The following is an 18,673-nucleotide window of genomic DNA, read 5'->3' on the forward strand; positions in this document are numbered from 1 at the left end:
AATTCTATTTAAACAAAATTTAAGATAAAAGCTAGGCTAGCCAAACACAGAGATAATATTGCTATTTGACAAAGATATTAGCGATACTCTGTTAGCGCTAGCCTTTTTTTCTGATATTGTTAAAGGATTCAATATATATGTTATGATTAGTGAAATTTTATTAGATTGTGTTAAGGGGTGATTTGATGATTAAACCAAAACAATTAAAGCGTGGCGATACGGTAGCAATTGTTTCTTTATCATCAGGACTAGCTGGTGAAACTGACATGTTATGGCGTACGTATCAAGGTATTAATCGATTGAAATATGTATTTGGTTTAAATGTGAAGGTAATGCCAAATGCTTTAAAAGGAAGAACTTATATTAGCCAACATCCCGAAGCGCGGGCTGAAGATTTTAATAATGCCGTTAAAGATCCCACAATAAAGGGTATTATCAGCTGTATTGGTGGTGATGATGCTATTAAAATATTGCCATTTGTGAATCTAGAAGCACTACGGGAGCACCCAAAAATTTTTTCGGGCTATTCTGATTCAACCACGGTTCATATGATGTTTTATAAAATGGGTGTTGTCAGTTTTTATGGGCCTGCATTACTGACAGATTTTGCAGAAAATATTGCTATGGACGATTATACGGTTCGAGATATAGAGAAATTTTGGTTTAATACTAATATAATAGGTGAGATTCTTTCAGCAAAGTATATTAGACCATTTGGATTAGCGTGGCATATAGAAAATAAAATGATTGCTAGACAAACGATACAACAACAAGGTTATGAGTTGATTCAAGGATATGGTATTCAACAAGGACACTTAATTGGTGGGAATTTGGAAACATTGACTAGTTTAAAAAACACGGACTTATTTCCAAATAAGACAGATTTTGAAGATGCTATTATATTTTTAGAAACATCTGAAGATACACCAGATCCTCAAGCATTTGAAGCGATGTTGGTCCAATTAATTCAACAAGATGCATTAAAACAGTGCAATGGAATGATTATAGGTAAACCATTTGATAATGTGTATTACACAGCTTATAAAGAAAAAATATTAGATGTATTGAAACAATACAATTACACGAATATACCAGTATTATACAACATGTCTTTTGGTCATAATGAGCCTAAGCACATGCTACCGTATGGTTTACAAGCAAAAATAGATTGTAATAAAAAACAATTTAAAATCAAGGAAAATGCTGTCAATATCACTTGAAATGTGACAAGATTTTTACAAAAAGATTGACAACGCTTACAAAATCGGTGTAAGATGAACACAAGTTAATAAATAGAACAGAGATGGGAGATTTCTACAGTAATTAAACCGGTGGTTCGCAACTGGCTATAATTGTAGGAATCTCTCTATCTTTTTTTAGGAGGAGTCTCTATGAGTGTGTATTTTGCTGAATTTTTGGGAACAGCAATACTAGTATTATTTGGGGGTGGCGTTTGTGCCAACGTCAATTTGAAAAAAAGTGCCGGTAACGGTGCAGATTGGATTGTTATTGCATTAGGTTGGGGGCTTGCAGTTTCAATGGGTGTATATGCGGTTGGAAATATTTCCGGAGCGCATTTAAATCCCGCAGTTACATTAGCGTTTGCTATGGACGGCGCGTTAAGTTGGAGTATGGTACCAGGCTATATCGTTTGTCAAATGCTCGGCGGTATTTTCGGTGGTGTTTTAGTTTGGTTAATGTATTTAGCACATTGGAAACAAACAGAAGATCAAGGCGCAAAATTAGGTGTATTCTCTACAGCACCAGCAATTAAAAATTATTTTGCCAACTTTTTAAGTGAAATCATTGGTACTGCTACACTTACTTTAGGATTACTATTTATTGGGATGAATAAAATTGCTGATGGATTAAATCCATTAATCGTTGGCGGTTTAATTGTAGCGATTGGTTTAAGTTTAGGTGGACCAACTGGCTATGCCATTAATCCCGCGCGTGATTTAGGACCTCGTATTGCACATGCGATATTACCAATTGCTGGGAAAGGGAAATCTAATTGGAGCTATGCGATTGTGCCAGTTTTAGGCCCAATTACTGGAGGAATGATTGGTGCAGTCATTTATAGATTATTCTATAAAGGCGCGTTTGATACAATGTCAGTTGTAGCGATTGTATTACTAATTGTTACTATTGCGCTTGGTGTAGTGTTAAATAAAGCTAAAAGTGCAAAAGGTATCGAATCTGTATATTGATTAAGTTTTAAACAGTCCTGTTTATAAGTTAAACTATAAGTAGGCTTTATATTATAACAATTTATGATTTAGATTAATGTTTGTAAAAATGAATATATGGCAATGTGTATAATAACGTGTAAAAACGAGTTACATATATATAGCCGCGATAAACGAGATAAGAGGGAGATTTTAATTATGGAAAAATATATTTTATCAATTGACCAAGGAACAACAAGTTCAAGAGCAATTCTTTTTGATAAAGAAGGTAAAATTAAAGGTGTCGCACAACGTGAATTCAAACAATTCTTTTCAAAATCTGGTTGGGTAGAACATGATGCTAATGAAATTTGGACATCTGTTTTAGCTGTTATGGCAGAAGTATTAAATGAAAGCAATGTAGGAGCAGAACAAATTGCTAGTATTGGTATCACAAACCAACGTGAAACAACAGTTGTGTGGGATAAACATACGTCACGTCCTATATATCATGCAATTGTATGGCAATCTCGTCAAACACAAGGTATTTGTCAAGACTTAAAAGAACAAGGCCTTGAAGATAAATTCCGCAATAAAACTGGTTTGCTTTTAGATCCTTATTTTGCAGGTACAAAAGTGAAATGGATTTTAGATAATGTGGAAGGTGCAAGAGAAAAAGCTGATAACGGTGATTTATTATTTGGTACGATTGATTCATGGCTTGTTTGGAAATTATCAGGTGGACAAGCGCATATTACAGATTATACAAATGCAAGTCGTACATTAATTTATAATATTTATGATTTAGAATGGGATCAAGAATTATTAGATATTTTAGAAATTCCTAATACAATGTTACCTGAAGTCAAAGCATCAAGTGAAGTTTATGCACACACAATTGATTATCATTTCTTTGGTGAAGAAGTACCAATTTCAGGTATTGCTGGCGACCAACAAGCAGCATTATTCGGACAAGCTTGTTTCGACCGTGGAGATGTAAAAAATACTTACGGTACGGGTGGATTCATGTTGATGAATACAGGTGAAGAAGCTGTTTCATCTAAGAGTGGTTTATTAACTACGATTGCTTATGGTTTGGACGGTAAAGTGAATTATGCTTTAGAAGGTTCAATATTTGTTTCAGGTTCTGCAATTCAATGGCTAAGAGATGGATTAAGAATGATTAATTCAGCGCCACAATCTGAAAATTATGCTGAACGTATTGAATCAACAGAGGGTGTATATGTCGTGCCTGCATTTGTAGGTCTTGGTACACCATACTGGGACGCAGATGCACGTGGTGCAATCTTTGGATTAACACGCGGTACAGAAAAAGAGCATTTCATCCGTGCAACATTGGAATCACTTTGTTACCAAACACGTGATGTATTAGAAGCAATGGAAAAAGATTCTGGCATCAAAGTAAATAATTTACGTGTTGATGGTGGCGCGGTAAAAAATAATTTTATTATGCAATTCCAAGCTGATTTATTAGACGTAGGTGTTGAGCGTCCAGAAATTAATGAAACAACAGCATTAGGTGCAGCGTACTTAGCAGGTTTAGCTGTAGGTTTCTGGGATAGTAAAGATGAAATTGCTAATCGTTGGAACTTAGAAAAAGAATTCCAACCAGATATGATTGAAAAAGATAGAGAAAGATTTTATAAAGGTTGGAAGAAAGCTGTAGAAGCAACACAAGTATTTAAATTAGAAGATGAGTAAAAAATTAGACTTAATATTGTTATATATGCTACAATACGGGTAAGTTAATAATATCGAGATGAGAAATGAGAGATTCAATTCGTACAATTATATATGTATGGGATTAATCTCTCTTTTTTTAATACTTTAGGAGGCGCTTGTTTATTATGAGTTTATCAACGTTGAAAAGAGAACAAATAAAAAAAGATTTAAAAGATCAAGAATTTGATGTCGTTATCATTGGCGGAGGTATCACTGGTGCTGGTATTGCTTTAGATGCAAGTGAAAGAGGTATGAAAGTTGCACTTGTTGAAATGCAAGACTTTGCACAAGGAACAAGCTCACGTTCTACGAAATTGGTACATGGTGGGTTACGTTACTTAAAACAACTTCAAGTTGGAGTGGTAGCTGAAACTGGTCGTGAACGTGCGATTGTTTATGAAAATGGACCGCATGTTACTACACCAGAACGTATGCTTTTACCAATGCATAAAGGCGGTTCAATGGGCAAATTCACTACTTCTATTGGATTAGCAATGTATGATAGATTAGCAGGTGTTAAGAAAGCTGAACGTAAAACAATGTTAAATGCTAAAGAAACATTAGAAAAAGAACCATTAGTTAAAAAAGCTGGTCTAAAAGGTGGCGGTTCTTATGTTGAATATCGTACAGATGACGCGCGTCTAACTATTGAAGTTATGAAACGTGCAGAAGAAAAAGGTGCGAAAGTTATTAATCATACAAAATCAGTACATTTCACTTATGATTCAAATGAAAAAGTCAACGGTATACAAGTTGAAGATCAAATCAATAATGAAACGTATCCAATCAAAGCTAAAAAAGTCATTAATGCAAGTGGCCCATGGGTAGATGAAGTTCGCAGTGGAGACTATGCACGTAACAATAAACAATTACGTTTAACAAAAGGTGTTCACATTGTTATTGATCAATCTAAATTCCCATTAGGTCAAGCAGTTTATTTCGATACTGAAAAAGATGGACGTATGATTTTCGCTATTCCTCGTGAAGGTAAAGCATATGTTGGTACGACTGATACGTTCTATGACAACAATAAAACTTCACCATTAGCTAACCAAGAAGATAGAGACTATCTCATCGATGCTATTAATTATATGTTCCCAGATGTAAATGTAGCTGATGAAGATATTGAATCTTCATGGGCAGGTGTCAGACCGTTAATCTTAGAAGAAGGTAAAGATCCATCTGAAATTTCACGTAAAGATGAAGTATGGGAAGGAAAATCTGGTTTATTAACAATTGCCGGTGGTAAATTAACTGGTTATCGTCATATGGCACTTGAAATTGTGGATTTACTATCTAAACGCTTGAAATCAGAATTCGGTCTTAAATTTGATAAATGTGCGACGAAACACTTAACTATCTCAGGAGGAGATGTTGGTGGTAGTGCGAACTTCGATAAGTTTATTGAACAAAAAGTTGAAGAAGCAAAATCTTATCAAATTGATGAGTCAACTGCACGTCACTTTGCTTCAAAATACGGTTCAAATGCTGAAGAACTATTCAAGATTGCACAAACAGCACAATATCAAGAAACTGGTTTACCTTTAGACATTTATACTGAATTAGTTTATTCAATCCAAAACGAAATGGTATATCGTCCAACAGACTTCTTTATTCGTCGTACAGGTAAACTATACTTCAAAATTGATGACGTCTTAAATTATAAAGAACAAGTTATTGATGTCATGGCTGGCTTATTAGGATACACAAATATTGAAAAAGAAGCTTATACAAAAGAATTACAAATTGCAATTGATGAAGCACAAACTGGTAATCATCAACCAGCAGTAAAAGAATAATTTAAAGTACTTTTTCAATAATATAATTTAAATAGAAATAGCTGCTAACTTTGCGAGGTTGGCAGCTGTTTTTTTTAACCCAAAATGGTAATTTAAAGCATGATTAAAATTTGAAAATACTTTTATTAAAACAATGTTTGTACATACTGAGCTGATTGCGTACTATTTGATAACATGCTCATTTGAAGGTATATTGTATAATATACAAAAATATAAGTCGTAAAGTATGGGAGGCCTATAACATGAGTAAAAATGAATTTAAAATTACAGTTGCAGATGGCACAATGATAGAAGTTAAATTGAATAAAGCTAAAAAAACAACTATCGGTGTCGTGCATATACTTCATGGAATGGCAGAGCATATGGATCGATATGATCAGCTTGTGAAATCATTAAACCAACAAGGTTATGATGTGTTACGACATAATCATCGGGGCCATGGCAAAGATATAAATGAAGATGAACGTGGACAAATTGATGACCTGTCTCAAGTTGCGGAAGATGCATATGAAATTGCTGAAACGGTGTGTTCACATTATCAACATATCCCATATATTATTATAGGACATTCAATGGGATCAATTGTGGGACGTATATTCGCTCAAAGATATCCAGATGCAGCTCAAGGTATGATATTAACCGGAACAACGCAATATCCAACCTTTTTGAGCATTTCCATTTGTACATTACTAAAAATAATTACATTGGTGTTAGGAAAACATCGTAGATTAGATTGGTTAAACAAAATAATGTATAAATCGTTTAATAAAAACATTAATAACCAAAAAACGGCAAGTGACTGGCTCTCTAGTGATGCGAATGAAGTAGAACAATTTATAAAAGATCCATATACAGGATTTTTAGTCTCAAATCAGTTGATTTATCAAGTTATGAAACAAATGGTATCAACAAGTCGAATGAAAAATATAAAACAAATGAACGCCAATCTTCCTGTATTGTTAATTTCAGGTAAAGATGATCCTCTAGGAGACTATGGTAAAGGGATTAGGAAACTGGGTAGATTATATAAAAAAGCAGGTATTAAACATATCACAGTACAACTGTATAAAAATAAAAGACATGAAGTACTTTTTGAAAAAGGCTATGTTGAAACATGGCATCATATGTATGAATGGATAGAAAAACAAATTTTAAAAAAGAAAAAGTAAATAGCAAATAAATAAAGAGAGATGATACACGTGGAAAACGACAAGCCCTTTATAGTTGTTCTTGTTGGACCAACTGCAGTAGGTAAGACTGAATTTAGTATTGAATTAGCCAAAAAATATAACGGTGAAATTATCAGTGGAGATTCAATGCAAGTTTATAAAAATATGGACATCGGCACAGCAAAAATAACACTTGATGAGATGTCTGGCATACCACATCATATGATAGACATATTAGAACCCGATGAACCTTTTTCGGCTTATGAATTCAAAAACAGAGCACAAAAATTAATCAAAGAAATTACTCATAGAGGCCGTGTGCCAATCATTGTAGGTGGCACAGGTTTATACATACAATCACTTATTTATGATTATGCCTTCGAAGATGAAACTATTTCAGAAGCGCATAGCGAAAGTGTAGAAACGCAGCTAGCGGAACTTGATCAACTATCAAATGATGAATTACATCAGTATTTGGCATCGTTTGATGAAATTTCTGCGCAAGATATTCATCCCAATAATCGAAAAAGAGTTAGACGTGCTATACAATATTATTTAAAAACAAAAAAACTTTTGAGTTCACGTAAGAAAGTACAACAATTTACAGAAAATTATGATACATTATTATTAGGGATAGAAATGTCGCGTGACATATTATATCAAAGAATTAATACACGTGTTGATATAATGTTGGAACGTGGATTATTAAGTGAAGTGAAACAACTCGTTGAAAATGGTTATGAAACAAGTCAAAGTATGCAAGCAATTGGCTATAAAGAGATTGTACCCGTTATTAACGGACAAATTAGTCTAGATGAGGCAACTAATAAATTAAAGCAACATTCTAGAAATTATGCTAAACGACAAATGACTTGGTTTAAGAACAAATTAGACGTCTTGTGGTTAGATAGAGAGAAAATGTCACTTTCACTAATGTTAGATGAAGTTTCAGTCCAAATACAGAAAAGGAGAACATAAAATGAATACAACAGAAAACATCCAAGACAAATTCCTAGGACAATTTAAGGCTGATCAAACAAAAATAATTGTATTTTTAGTGAATGGTTTTCAAATGAAAGGTACGATTGAAGATTACGATAAATACATCGTATGTTTATTATCTCAAGGAAAACAACACCTTATTTATAAGCACGCCATAAGTACCTTCACTATTGACGAAGCAGCCACAACTGAAGAAAGTTAATTTACATTTAAAAATTATGAAAAATACTTAAGTAAAACCGAGGTTGGAACAAATAAATGTTTCAACCTCGGTTTTTTGTATAAAAAAGCATTGCCGTGTTTAAGTAAGGATACGACAATGCTTTTTAATATCATATATAAAATTGTATTTTCAGTTATAGTAATGCTTCAATTTCTGATTCCAATTGACTTGGTTTTTTCTGTGGTGAAAAACGTTGAACCACATCGCCATTTTTATCCACTAAAAATTTAGTGAAATTCCATTTTATTTTTTCATTGAAAAATCCATTTTGAGCTTCAGTTAAAAATTTAAATAGAGGATGTTGTTGTTCACCTTTAACATCAATTTTTTCATGCATTGGGAAAGAAACACCGTAATTGATTTTACAGTTTTGAGTAGCTTCCTCACCTGTACCAGGTTCTTGGCCACCAAATTGATTACAAGGGAATCCTAAAATGATGAAATCTTGCTCTTTATACTTATCATATAATGCTTGTAGCCCTTCAAATTGTGGTGTAAATCCACATTCACTAGCCGTGTTTACAATTAACATCACTTTGTTTTTATAAGCATCTAATTTATAAGCATCTCCATTTGGTTTTTGCACTTCTATGTCGTAAATAGTCATAATACTTCACCTCTTTTTATTAATTTAACATAATTTAAGTTTATAGTCTTTATTTTGGCACTATGATAGAATGGCAAAGAATACTTTGAAAAGAGGTGCATGTTATGACCCAACAACAAACATATACAACGGAACAGAGTTTAGAAACAGCAATATTAGTTGGAGTGCATGCTCAAACGGATGAAGACTTTAACTTTGAGTCAACAATGGAAGAATTAGCGTCTTTATCTCAGACATGCCAATTAAACGTAAAAGCACAGTTTAGCCAAAATAGAACTAACGTAGACAATAAATTTTATGTTGGTAAAGGTAAATTGGATGAAATTAAAGCATATGTTGAATTTCATGACATAGACGTTGTTGTAGCCAATGATGAGCTTACAACTGCACAATCCAAAACTTTAAATGGTAATTTAAACGTCAAAATAATTGATAGAACGCAGCTTATATTAGAAATATTTGCTCTACGCGCACGTAGTAAAGAAGGTAAACTACAAGTAGAATTAGCGCAATTAGATTATCTTATGCCCAGATTGCAGGGTCATGGCCGAAGTTTGTCTCGACTAGGTGGCGGCATCGGAACAAGAGGTCCTGGTGAAACGAAATTAGAAATGGACCGTAGACACATCAGAACGAGAATGAATGAGATTAAACACCAATTAGAAACGGTAGTAGAACACCGTGAACGCTATCGTAATAAAAGAGAACAAAATCATGTATTTCAAGTAGCATTGGTAGGTTATACTAATGCTGGGAAATCGTCTTGGTTTAATGCATTAGCAAAGGAATCTACTTATGAAAAAAAACTGCTTTTCGCCACACTTGATCCCAAAACGAGACAGATACAGATAAACGACGGCTTTAATCTCATCATTTCAGATACAGTAGGATTTATTCAAAAACTACCAACAACGCTTATAGCGGCTTTTAAATCAACTTTAGAAGAAGCAAAAAATGCAGATTTATTATTACATGTTGTCGATAGTAGTCATCCTGAATATCGCGCGCAATATGATACCGTTAATCAAATTGTAAATGATTTAGATATGGGACAAATACCTCAGGCCATCATTTTTAACAAGAAAGATTTGCATGATGGCTCATTACCAGCTACAAACAAACCTCATGTATTTGTTTCTAGTAAAGATGAAAAAGATATAGAGAAAGTAAAATCATTGTTATTTAATCAAATTAAACAAGTGCTTACTTATTATGAAGAAAGTGTACCGAGTGCAAATGCAGATCGCTTATACTTTTTAAAACAACATACGCTGATATCAGAATTAGTATTTGACGAGATAAATGCTAATTATCAAGTTAAAGGATACAAAAAAGAATAGAAGGAAGTTATGAAAATGGAAGAGATGAAACAACTGATTGCGGACACAGAGGCTACATTAGCGCCATATTTTAAAGCAATAGAAGAAACCGCCTTTGTTAATCAGGAAAAAGTACTTAATGCGTTTCATGAAGTGAAAGCTACTGAAAGTGATTTACAAGGGACGACAGGTTACGGGTATGATGATTTTGGTAGAGATCATCTTGAAGAAATTTATGCACACACGTTTAAAGCAGAAGATGCTTTAGTTAGACCTCAAATCATCTCTGGTACACATGCAATCACGATTGCGCTGCAAAGTACTTTGAAACATGGTGATGAGTTATTATATATCACTGGCAATCCTTATGATACTTTATTAGAGGTCATTGGTATCAATGGCAATGGTATTGAAAGTCTTAAAGAACATGGCGTCCAATATAATAAAGTGGATTTGAAACATGGTGATATAGATATAGAAACGGTAATGCAACAAATTCATAGTCGAACAAAAGTCATCGCTATCCAACGTTCCAAAGGCTATGACCAACGTCCTTCTATCAATTTAAATTTAATCGAAAAGGCCATACAACAAATTAAGGCGCAATATCCAGAAATCATTATTTTTGTCGATAATTGCTATGGTGAATTTGTAGAAGAACGTGAACCTATTGAATGTGGAGCGGATTTAATTGCAGGCTCATTAATTAAAAATCCAGGTGGCGGTTTAGCAAAAATCGGCGGTTATATTGCAGGAAAAAAAGATTTAATTGCACGTTGTGGTTATCGTCTAACTGCGCCTGGTATAGGTAAAGAAGCAGGTGCATCACTCAATTCGTTACAAGAAATGTATCAAGGGTTCTTTTTGGCACCACATGTTGTTAGTCAAAGTTTGAAAGGGGCTTTATTTACAAGTCTTCTTCTAGAGAAGATGGATATGCGAACAAGTCCAAGATACGATGAAGCGCGAACAGATTTAATTCAAACGGTTTCTTTTGAGAATAAAGAACAAATGATTCAGTTTTGTCAAAGTATACAGCAAGCCTCTCCCATTAATGCACATTTCAGTCCTGAGCCAGCTTATATGCCAGGATATGAAGACGATGTAATCATGGCGGCAGGGACATTTGTACAAGGATCTTCTATTGAACTTTCTGCTGATGGGCCAATTAGACCGCCATTTGAAGCCTATGTTCAAGGCGGATTAACATATGAACACGTAAAATTAGCTGTCTCAAGAGCAGCGAGAAATCTAAAATCACAACAATTGATTTGATTTTTGAATGAACTTCCATATATGTTTTGTAAAAAGAGATAGTATATACATGCTATTTTAATTTATAATCCCATATATGGATTTTTTTGAATAAATTTAAGGAATTTTCTAAAAATTATAGATTTAAGACGACGAATTAACAGATGAAAGTAGTCATATCAAGGGATGAGAACTTAATGTTAGAAAACCTTACATATCTTTGAATTAATCTGATTATTATGCTAAATTTATTACAAGTTCAAAAGTAGAGGTGATCGGATTGAAGTCAAATGATACATTACGACGAAGTATGCCCGTTTTCCCTATGAGTGTTGTAACAAAATTAAGTGAATTGTCTGCTAGGCAAATTCGTTATTATGAAACACATGAACTCGTTAAGCCACAACGATCAGAAGGAAACAAAAGACTTTTTTCATTAAATGATTTAGAACGCTTACTTGAAATTAAGAAGTTAATTGAAAAAGGGTTCAATATTAAAGGTATTAAACAAATTATTAATGATGAACAAGATCACCTTACTGATGATGAACAAGAGACAAGAAAACAAATGATAGTTGAAGCTACACAGAAACCACAGCAAGAAGCAATTCCAATAAATCGTGGTGACTTATCACGTTTTATTAAATAAAAATACGGGGGACATATATTATGCCAAAACGTTCATTTACAAAAGAAGATATTCATAAGTTTGCTAAAGAGGAAAATGTAAGATACTTACGACTACAATTTACAGATATATTAGGCGTTATTAAAAACGTTGAAGTACCAGTAAGTCAATTAGAGAAAGTATTAGATAACGAAATGATGTTTGACGGATCTTCAATTGAAGGGTTCGTACGTATTGAAGAATCTGATATGTACTTATATCCAGATTTAGATACTTGGGTTATTTTCCCATGGACTGCTGGTCAAGGAAAAGTTGCACGACTTATTTGTGATATTTACAAAACAGATGGTACACCATTTGAAGGGGATCCACGTGCAAACTTAAAACGTGTCTTAAATGATATGAGAGAATTAGGTTTTTCTGAATTGAACTTAGGACCTGAACCAGAATTCTTCTTATTCAAATTAGATGAAAAAGGAGAGCCAACATTAGAATTAAATGATGATGGTGGTTACTTTGACCTTGCACCAACGGATTTAGGTGAAAATTGTCGTCGTGATATTGTATTAGAATTAGAAGATATGGGCTTTGATATTGAAGCGAGTCACCATGAAGTTGCACCTGGACAACATGAAATTGATTTCAAATATGCAGATGCAATTACAGCATGTGATAATATTCAAACATTTAAGCTTGTAGTTAAAACAATTGCGCGTCAACATAACTTACATGCAACATTTATGCCAAAACCATTATTTGGCGTTAACGGAAGCGGTATGCATTTTAATATGTCATTATTCAAAGGTAAAGAGAATGCGTTCTTTGATCCAAATGGTGATATGCAAATGACTAAAGATGCTTTCCATTTCGTAGCAGGTATCTTAAAAAATGCACGTGGATTTACAGGCGTATGTAATCCATTAGTTAACTCATATAAACGTCTTGTTCCTGGCTATGAAGCACCGTGTTATATTGCATGGAGTGGTAAGAACCGTTCACCATTAATTCGTGTGCCATCATCTCGTGGACTATCAACACGTGTTGAGGTGCGTTCAGTAGACCCGGCTGCCAATCCTTACTTAGCATTAGCAGCAATATTACAAGCTGGCTTAGATGGTATTAAAAATAAACTTGAAGTACCAGAACCAGTGAATCAAAATATCTATGAAATGAACCGTGAAGAACGTGAAGCGGTTGGTATACAAGATTTACCTTCAACTTTATATACTGCAATTAAAGCAATGAGAGACAACGAACCAATCAAACAAGCACTTGGTAATCACATCTATCACCAATTTATTAACTCTAAATCAATTGAGTGGGATTACTACAGAACTCAAGTTTCTGAATGGGAAAGAGAACAATACATCAAGCAATACTAGGTGCTAAACAAAGGGGTTAAACACTAGGTATATAAGCAATCCATTTATTCTTTATGAATAGATTGGGTTGCTTTTTTGCGCCCACTCATTAAAAATAACCAACTATACCTTTAGCGAGTTATAGATGGTCATAAAAATAAAATAATCATAAAACTGTATCGCTTTTTAAAGCATGTAATTAACCGATACACACAGTGTGTTACCAATTTGTATGTATCAATAAGAATAATAAAAAATGATCAAATATTTGAGATATTCAAGCTATATTAGATTTATCAGATTTAATAAAAAAGATAGAATGCACTCGTAAAAGTTAACGAGCCATTTTATCTTTAAACATTAGTGATGAAACTAATGCTTAACCAAATATTGCGTGCGAAAATGGTATTAAATATAAGACGATTAATGTAAGACTTACTAAAAAGTATATAATAAACGCACGCACTTCTTTTGACTTAAAGAAGATAATCACCTCACTCATGTTTAGTGAACTTTAATTGTAGAACAAGCGAATTTATCAGTCAACTTTGACTTATTAATGGGAAGAAGATTGACTAATTACCTTTAAAATTTGTGTGCAATATAAACCCATAGTATAATATACTTAATAAAATTTACTTATCATAAGGGGATGGAATCATGCAAGAAGTAAAATTAGTAACATTAAAAGCACTTTCACTAGATGATTTAGAAAAAGAAATTAATAACTATTTAAAAACAGACGAAATATCTGGTTATAAATTATTAAATTCTACTGTACGTGAAGTTGAAGAACGTACATTTTCAGCTAACGAGCAAGAATTTCATGCATTTTTAACATTTACAAAAGATATTTAAATGGCATATCATTAATTGAAAATACTGCGTAGAAAGATTAATTTCTTTCTGCGCAGTATTTTTTTGTGCCAAAGCTAATATATAAACAACTATAATAATATTATGTAAACTTTATAATTTCATGATATTCATTTTACTTAATGACATTTGTCATATGTAATTTATGACAATATTCACTACTGCCTTTCTATTAGATTCGTCATACTTAAAGTAGAAAATGAAAGGAGTGTATAAAATGATTAAAATAAAACATTTAACTAAAACTTATAAACGAGTAAAAGTCGTTGATGATGTGACGTTTGATATAAATGAAGGTCATTGTACTGCATTAATAGGACCGAATGGCGCTGGTAAATCTACGCTTATAGACATGATTATAGGTGATCGACATGCAAATAAAGGCGAAATACTAGATACGGCACAATTATTGGATTCTAAGAATTTAGGGATTATGTTTCAAAAAACAAATTTTCCAGATTTAATAAAAGTAAAGGAACTTTACCAACTGTTTGCTCATTTATATACGGATGCCATTACTTTAAAAGAGTTTAGTGAAATTACACTTTTTAATGAAAGTCAATTAAATCAATATGCTAATAAATTATCGGGTGGGCAAAAGCGGATTCTTGATTTTGCACTCGCACTTATAGGTAAACCCCAATGTATAATTTTAGATGAACCGACGAGTGCCATGGATGTACAAATGCGTGGCCATTTTTGGGAAGTTGTAACGAAGCTGAAGGACGACGGGGTAACGATATTTTACACCTCTCATTATATAGAAGAAGTAGAGCGTATGGCTGACCGAGTAATTGTTTTGGAAAAAGGACGTGTGATTTTAAATGACAATCCGGAAACGATAAGAACACGTCAACATACATCAATCATTAGTTTACCAAGCAAATACCAAGACAAAGTTGAAACGAATTTATCTAGTAAGCACTTCGAATATACATTAGAGAATCATAAAATACGGATAACTACGACAGATGTACAAATGATCATTGAATATCTCATTTCGATACATGTCGATTTGAATGAAATAGAGATCAATAAAGCAAGTCTGTTAGAAACCGTATTTAATAAAGAAGAGGTGAAGTAGTATGTTAACTTATTACTTAAAGACAGAAATTCAATTATTATTTAGAAAGAAAGTGTATTTGGTGCTATCTATACTGGTACCACTTGCTTTATATTTATTATTTACATCTATACTGGATTTGCCTGAAGAAGCGAAAAAACCATTTTATAAAGAATATATGTATAGTATGATGGCATTTAGTTTATCGAGTTTTTGTTTAATGCAATTCCCGATAGATTTAATTAATGAAAAGACGACAGGCTGGTATAAAAATTTAATGCGTACACCACTACAGTCACATCAATATTATATGGCTAAAGTCTTTAAAATGATGTTCCAATTTATTTTAGCCATCTTACTTATTTTTATTGTCGCACACTTTATGAAAGGTGTTGAAATGTCAACTTCAGATTGGTTACTTTCCGGTTTAATATTATGGATTGGGGCGAGTACTTTTTTATCTGTTGGGGTATTGATATCACAAATCAATGAAATTCAAAAAGCAAGTAGTATTGGTAATATTTTGTATTTAAGTTTAGCTATTCTTGGCGGTCTATGGTTTCCTGTAAGTCAATTTCCTGAATGGATGCGCAAGATTGCTTATGTCACACCGACTTACCATTTGAAGCAAGTCGCTTATGAAATTGGTAAAGGAGGGACGCTAGACTATTTATCACTTTTTGTTTTAGTTGGTTATAGTATACTCTTTTTAGTAGTTGCACTTATTATTCAAAAGAGAAGAGACGTGGATATATGATTAAAAGATTGAAAGTCAATGTAATTGATTTATCGAGTTTAGTATATCTCATATTTGCAGTGATACCATTGTTTACATTTGACTTAAAAGGGTCATATTGGATGTATGTTATTATATTTATTATTTTTACAATTTCATATACTGCTTTGGCCATATTTACGGAAGTGTTATCAACAAAAATGATATATACTTTTCTAATTTTACATTATATTGGTATCACTTATTTTGTTTATAATGTCGGGCCAGCGACGAGTTTATTCTTTTTCTTTAGTTCATTTATTTTACCATATGTATTGAAAGTGAAAATGAAATCTATAGCCTTTTTAATTTTCATTGTTGTCATGCTTATTAATTTTATTTTAATTTATGTCACAGATCCGCTAAGTTTAGGCTTTATAGCAGTCATGCATATCGCTATATTACTTATAACTGTTGGAAACTTCAAACAGAGTGAAACAATAAAAATGAAAAATGCACTGGAAGAAAAGAATAAGCATATCAATGTACTCATTGCCGAACAAGAACGAAATCGCATTGGACAAGACTTACATGATACGTTAGGTCATGTTTTTGCAAGTTTAAGCATAAAATCAGAACTAGCAATCAAACTGATTGATAGCGATTCAGAAAAAGCAAAATTACAAATGATTGAAGTTAACAATATATCTAAGGAATCATTAAATAAAGTTCGCAGTATCGTGAATGATTTGAAAATACAGTCATTTGAAGAAGAAGTAGCTTCGATGGAAACGTTGTTAAAAAATGCAAATTTAAATTTTGAATTTTTTAATGCCGAACTAGCAAAAGGTATTAGTCCAGCTAAACAAGCTATTTTGGCGATGATTTTGAGAGAGGCAATTAATAATGTGTTGAAACATGCTCATGCAACATCGGTAACTGGTTCATTAACAGAGACACAAAATGATATTACATTGACTATTATTGACAATGGGATTGGTATGGATGATTTAAAAGAGCATGATTTGAAGAGTATTAAAGAACGTGTAGCCCTTATGAATGGATCGATTGAAATACAATCGAATCATGGCTTATGTATATCCATTAAAATATCTCGAGGTGACGCATGATGATAAATATCATACTAGCAGAAGATCAAACGATGTTAAGAGAAGCAATGGTTCAGCTTATTAATTTAAATGAACAGTTAGAAGTAGTTGGAAGTTCAGGTAACGGAAAAGAAGCGTATGAATTAATTAAAGTAAGACAACCACAGGTTGCTATCTTAGATATTGAAATGCCTGGCATGACAGGTTTAGAAATATTGAGAAATATTAAAGAACAACAACTTGATGTGAAAGTAATTATAGTTACAACATTCAAGAGACCCGGTTATTTTGAATCAGCGGTAGCGAACGATGTAGATGCTTATGTATTGAAAGAACGCTCTATAGATGAATTAGTCACAACGATTTATAAAGTATTGAATAACGAAAAAGAATATAGTGAAGCACTGATGACGTCGCTATTTAAAGAAAAAAATCCATTAACACCTAAAGAACAATTGGTTTTAAGAGAGATAGGTGAGGGCCATACGAGTAAAGAGATTTCCAAGCATCTCTTTTTATCTTATGGAACAATTAGAAATTATACATCTACGATTATTGATAAACTTGATGCCGAAAATCGATTTGAAGCATGGAATATTGCTAGAAATAAAGGATGGATTTAAATGATTTAGCACTTGCTAAATATGTTGTATGGTTCAAATTAAATAATAAAAACTGCCGATAAGTCTATAACGGCAGTTTTTATTATTTACGTTTATTTTTGGATGCGATAGATTGGATAATGAAAATGATAAATCCGATTAATATGCCTAATAAAACTGCTACAACGGCAGAAACCATTAGCGGTAGTTGAAATTGGTTTTGTAAGATTAGACCTACGATGACGGCAATGACAACTGCAATAATCGTTATCATGTTTTCTTTGAAAATGCTCAATTTGTTCACTCCTATTCAAGATTATTATAGCACGAGTTATTTACATAGATAAACAATATCATGTTATTTAAAACATCAGCTAATTTATGAGTTAGTGTATAATGTGGTCTTGACGATAGTTTGCTTTTTCTATATGATAATTTGGAATATTTAAAAGAAGTGGGTGCAACAATGAAATCTAAGAAAAAAATGACTAGTTTAGTCGTTATCGTAGTAGTGTTAGGTGTATTAGCTTTTCAATATATTAATCAAACAGGACCATTTCAAAATAATGGTGCAGATACGTCAACAGGACCACAAGATTCTGAAAAAGTTCATGTGTCACGTGTTGTAGATGGAGATACATTCGTTGCTGAAAATGACAATAATGAGCAATTGAAAGTTAGACTGATTGGCGTTGATACGCCCGAAACAGTTAAACCCAATACACCGGTACAACCTTATGGGAAAGAGGCTTCTGATTATACTAAAAAGCATTTAACAAATAAAGACGTGTATTTAGAGTACGATAAAGAAAAAGAAGACCGATACGGTAGAACATTAGCTTATGTTTGGCTTGATGATAAGACAATGTATAATGAGCAATTAGTCAAACAAGGCTTAGCTAGAGAAAAATATTATTCTCCAAATGGAAAATATAGAGAAGCCTTTGAAAAGTCTGAAGACATTGCTAAAGAGAAAAAATTAAATATTTGGAGTTAAACTTTGAATTTATAATGTGAAAAAAAGCCGAGACCTAT

Annotated in this window: 19 protein-coding genes; 17 read left to right on the forward strand and 2 right to left on the reverse strand. The window is 32.8% G+C overall.

Annotated features, from left to right (window positions below; translation table 11 throughout):
• Nucleotides 1-185 precede the first annotated feature (185 nt).
• From ACM595_RS01950 to hfq, 7 genes are all read left to right on the forward strand, one after another.
• Entirely contained in the window at nt 186-1,220 is a 1,035-nt protein-coding gene (locus tag ACM595_RS01950; protein ID WP_419744425.1) for a S66 family peptidase, read from the forward strand.
• 171 nt (nt 1,221-1,391) lie between these two features.
• Nucleotides 1,392-2,210: an MIP/aquaporin family protein gene (locus tag ACM595_RS01955; protein ID WP_002483419.1), complete on the forward strand. Its 819-nt coding sequence runs from the start codon at nt 1,392-1,394 to the stop codon at nt 2,208-2,210.
• Between the two features lie 177 nt (nt 2,211-2,387).
• A complete protein-coding gene (gene glpK / locus ACM595_RS01960; RefSeq protein ID WP_419744426.1) occupies nt 2,388-3,890 on the forward strand; it encodes a glycerol kinase GlpK in 1,503 nt (500 codons plus the stop codon).
• A 146-nt stretch (nt 3,891-4,036) separates the two neighbouring features.
• Entirely contained in the window at nt 4,037-5,710 is a 1,674-nt protein-coding gene (locus tag ACM595_RS01965; RefSeq protein WP_002483417.1) for a glycerol-3-phosphate dehydrogenase/oxidase, read from the forward strand.
• 242 nt (nt 5,711-5,952) lie between these two features.
• Complete coding sequence (locus ACM595_RS01970; protein WP_037538506.1) at nt 5,953-6,879, forward strand: alpha/beta hydrolase; 927 nt, start codon at nt 5,953-5,955, stop codon at nt 6,877-6,879.
• Between the two features lie 21 nt (nt 6,880-6,900).
• Nucleotides 6,901-7,857 carry a tRNA (adenosine(37)-N6)-dimethylallyltransferase MiaA gene (miaA, locus tag ACM595_RS01975; RefSeq protein WP_037538505.1) on the forward strand — a complete coding sequence of 319 codons (957 nt, stop codon included), beginning with the start codon at nt 6,901-6,903 and terminating at the stop codon, nt 7,855-7,857.
• Nucleotide 7,858: 1 nt separating this feature from the next.
• Nucleotides 7,859-8,083: an RNA chaperone Hfq gene (gene hfq, locus ACM595_RS01980; RefSeq protein ID WP_002483414.1), complete on the forward strand. Its 225-nt coding sequence runs from the start codon at nt 7,859-7,861 to the stop codon at nt 8,081-8,083.
• 154 nt (nt 8,084-8,237) lie between these two features.
• Here hfq and ACM595_RS01985 read toward each other — a convergent pair whose 3' ends face one another.
• Nucleotides 8,238-8,714: a glutathione peroxidase gene (locus tag ACM595_RS01985; protein WP_370874426.1), complete on the reverse strand. Its 477-nt coding sequence runs from the start codon at nt 8,712-8,714 to the stop codon at nt 8,238-8,240.
• A 101-nt stretch (nt 8,715-8,815) separates the two neighbouring features.
• Here ACM595_RS01985 and hflX point away from each other — a divergent pair, with 101 nt between their 5' ends.
• From hflX to ACM595_RS02030, 9 genes are all read left to right on the forward strand, one after another.
• Nucleotides 8,816-10,051, forward strand: a complete 1,236-nt coding sequence (hflX, locus tag ACM595_RS01990; protein WP_047503666.1) for a GTPase HflX — start codon at nt 8,816-8,818, stop codon at nt 10,049-10,051.
• Between the two features lie 15 nt (nt 10,052-10,066).
• Complete coding sequence (locus ACM595_RS01995; protein WP_011303221.1) at nt 10,067-11,305, forward strand: aminotransferase class I/II-fold pyridoxal phosphate-dependent enzyme; 1,239 nt, start codon at nt 10,067-10,069, stop codon at nt 11,303-11,305.
• A 259-nt stretch (nt 11,306-11,564) separates the two neighbouring features.
• Nucleotides 11,565-11,933: a MerR family transcriptional regulator gene (locus ACM595_RS02000; RefSeq protein WP_037538495.1), complete on the forward strand. Its 369-nt coding sequence runs from the start codon at nt 11,565-11,567 to the stop codon at nt 11,931-11,933.
• A 20-nt stretch (nt 11,934-11,953) separates the two neighbouring features.
• On the forward strand, nt 11,954-13,294 hold the full coding sequence (glnA, locus tag ACM595_RS02005) for a type I glutamate--ammonia ligase (protein WP_270908650.1): 1,341 nt from the start codon (nt 11,954-11,956) through the stop codon (nt 13,292-13,294).
• 639 nt (nt 13,295-13,933) lie between these two features.
• Complete coding sequence (locus tag ACM595_RS02010; RefSeq protein ID WP_002483408.1) at nt 13,934-14,131, forward strand: hypothetical protein; 198 nt, start codon at nt 13,934-13,936, stop codon at nt 14,129-14,131.
• A 235-nt stretch (nt 14,132-14,366) separates the two neighbouring features.
• Complete coding sequence (locus ACM595_RS02015; RefSeq protein WP_069821949.1) at nt 14,367-15,233, forward strand: ABC transporter ATP-binding protein; 867 nt, start codon at nt 14,367-14,369, stop codon at nt 15,231-15,233.
• Between the two features lies 1 nt (nt 15,234).
• A complete protein-coding gene (locus ACM595_RS02020) occupies nt 15,235-15,969 on the forward strand; it encodes an ABC transporter permease (RefSeq protein WP_115343853.1) in 735 nt (244 codons plus the stop codon).
• Entirely contained in the window at nt 15,966-17,057 is a 1,092-nt protein-coding gene (locus ACM595_RS02025) for a sensor histidine kinase (protein ID WP_115347398.1), read from the forward strand. Before ACM595_RS02020 ends, ACM595_RS02025 begins: the two co-directional genes overlap by 4 nt.
• Nucleotides 17,057-17,659, forward strand: coding sequence for a response regulator transcription factor (locus tag ACM595_RS02030; protein ID WP_037538489.1), 603 nt, complete (start codon nt 17,057-17,059; stop codon nt 17,657-17,659). Before ACM595_RS02025 ends, ACM595_RS02030 begins: the two co-directional genes overlap by 1 nt.
• An 82-nt stretch (nt 17,660-17,741) precedes the next feature.
• Here the strand turns inward: ACM595_RS02030 and ACM595_RS02035 are convergent, their stop codons facing one another.
• Nucleotides 17,742-17,933 carry a hypothetical protein gene (locus ACM595_RS02035; protein WP_011303215.1) on the reverse strand — a complete coding sequence of 64 codons (192 nt, stop codon included), beginning with the start codon at nt 17,931-17,933 and terminating at the stop codon, nt 17,742-17,744.
• A 171-nt stretch (nt 17,934-18,104) separates the two neighbouring features.
• Here ACM595_RS02035 and nucI point away from each other — a divergent pair, with 171 nt between their 5' ends.
• On the forward strand, nt 18,105-18,635 hold the full coding sequence (gene nucI, locus ACM595_RS02040) for a thermonuclease NucI (protein ID WP_037538487.1): 531 nt from the start codon (nt 18,105-18,107) through the stop codon (nt 18,633-18,635).
• The last annotated feature ends 38 nt before the right edge of the window (nt 18,636-18,673 follow it).

This window comes from Staphylococcus sp. LKG3-1 (assembly GCF_048568385.1).
In the GTDB taxonomy this organism is placed as follows: domain Bacteria; phylum Bacillota; class Bacilli; order Staphylococcales; family Staphylococcaceae; genus Staphylococcus; species Staphylococcus saprophyticus.

Excerpts from the sequence above, each read along its gene's own strand:
- hfq (WP_002483414.1), top strand. The coding sequence starts at position 7,859 with ATGAATACAACAGAAAACATCCAAGACAAATTCCTAGGACAATTTAAG.
- hflX (WP_047503666.1), top strand. The coding sequence starts at position 8,816 with ATGACCCAACAACAAACATATACAACGGAACAGAGTTTAGAAACAGCA.
- ACM595_RS02015 (WP_069821949.1), top strand. The coding sequence starts at position 14,367 with ATGATTAAAATAAAACATTTAACTAAAACTTATAAACGAGTAAAAGTC.
- miaA (WP_037538505.1), top strand. The coding sequence starts at position 6,901 with ATGATACACGTGGAAAACGACAAGCCCTTTATAGTTGTTCTTGTTGGA.
- ACM595_RS01950 (WP_419744425.1), top strand. The coding sequence starts at position 186 with ATGATTAAACCAAAACAATTAAAGCGTGGCGATACGGTAGCAATTGTT.
- ACM595_RS02025 (WP_115347398.1), top strand. The coding sequence starts at position 15,966 with ATGATTAAAAGATTGAAAGTCAATGTAATTGATTTATCGAGTTTAGTA.
- ACM595_RS01995 (WP_011303221.1), top strand. The coding sequence starts at position 10,067 with ATGGAAGAGATGAAACAACTGATTGCGGACACAGAGGCTACATTAGCG.
- ACM595_RS02030 (WP_037538489.1), top strand. The coding sequence starts at position 17,057 with ATGATAAATATCATACTAGCAGAAGATCAAACGATGTTAAGAGAAGCA.
- ACM595_RS02010 (WP_002483408.1), top strand. The coding sequence starts at position 13,934 with ATGCAAGAAGTAAAATTAGTAACATTAAAAGCACTTTCACTAGATGAT.
- ACM595_RS01970 (WP_037538506.1), top strand. The coding sequence starts at position 5,953 with ATGAGTAAAAATGAATTTAAAATTACAGTTGCAGATGGCACAATGATA.
- glnA (WP_270908650.1), top strand. The coding sequence starts at position 11,954 with ATGCCAAAACGTTCATTTACAAAAGAAGATATTCATAAGTTTGCTAAA.
- nucI (WP_037538487.1), top strand. The coding sequence starts at position 18,105 with ATGAAATCTAAGAAAAAAATGACTAGTTTAGTCGTTATCGTAGTAGTG.
- ACM595_RS02020 (WP_115343853.1), top strand. The coding sequence starts at position 15,235 with ATGTTAACTTATTACTTAAAGACAGAAATTCAATTATTATTTAGAAAG.
- ACM595_RS01955 (WP_002483419.1), top strand. The coding sequence starts at position 1,392 with ATGAGTGTGTATTTTGCTGAATTTTTGGGAACAGCAATACTAGTATTA.
- ACM595_RS01965 (WP_002483417.1), top strand. The coding sequence starts at position 4,037 with ATGAGTTTATCAACGTTGAAAAGAGAACAAATAAAAAAAGATTTAAAA.
- glpK (WP_419744426.1), top strand. The coding sequence starts at position 2,388 with ATGGAAAAATATATTTTATCAATTGACCAAGGAACAACAAGTTCAAGA.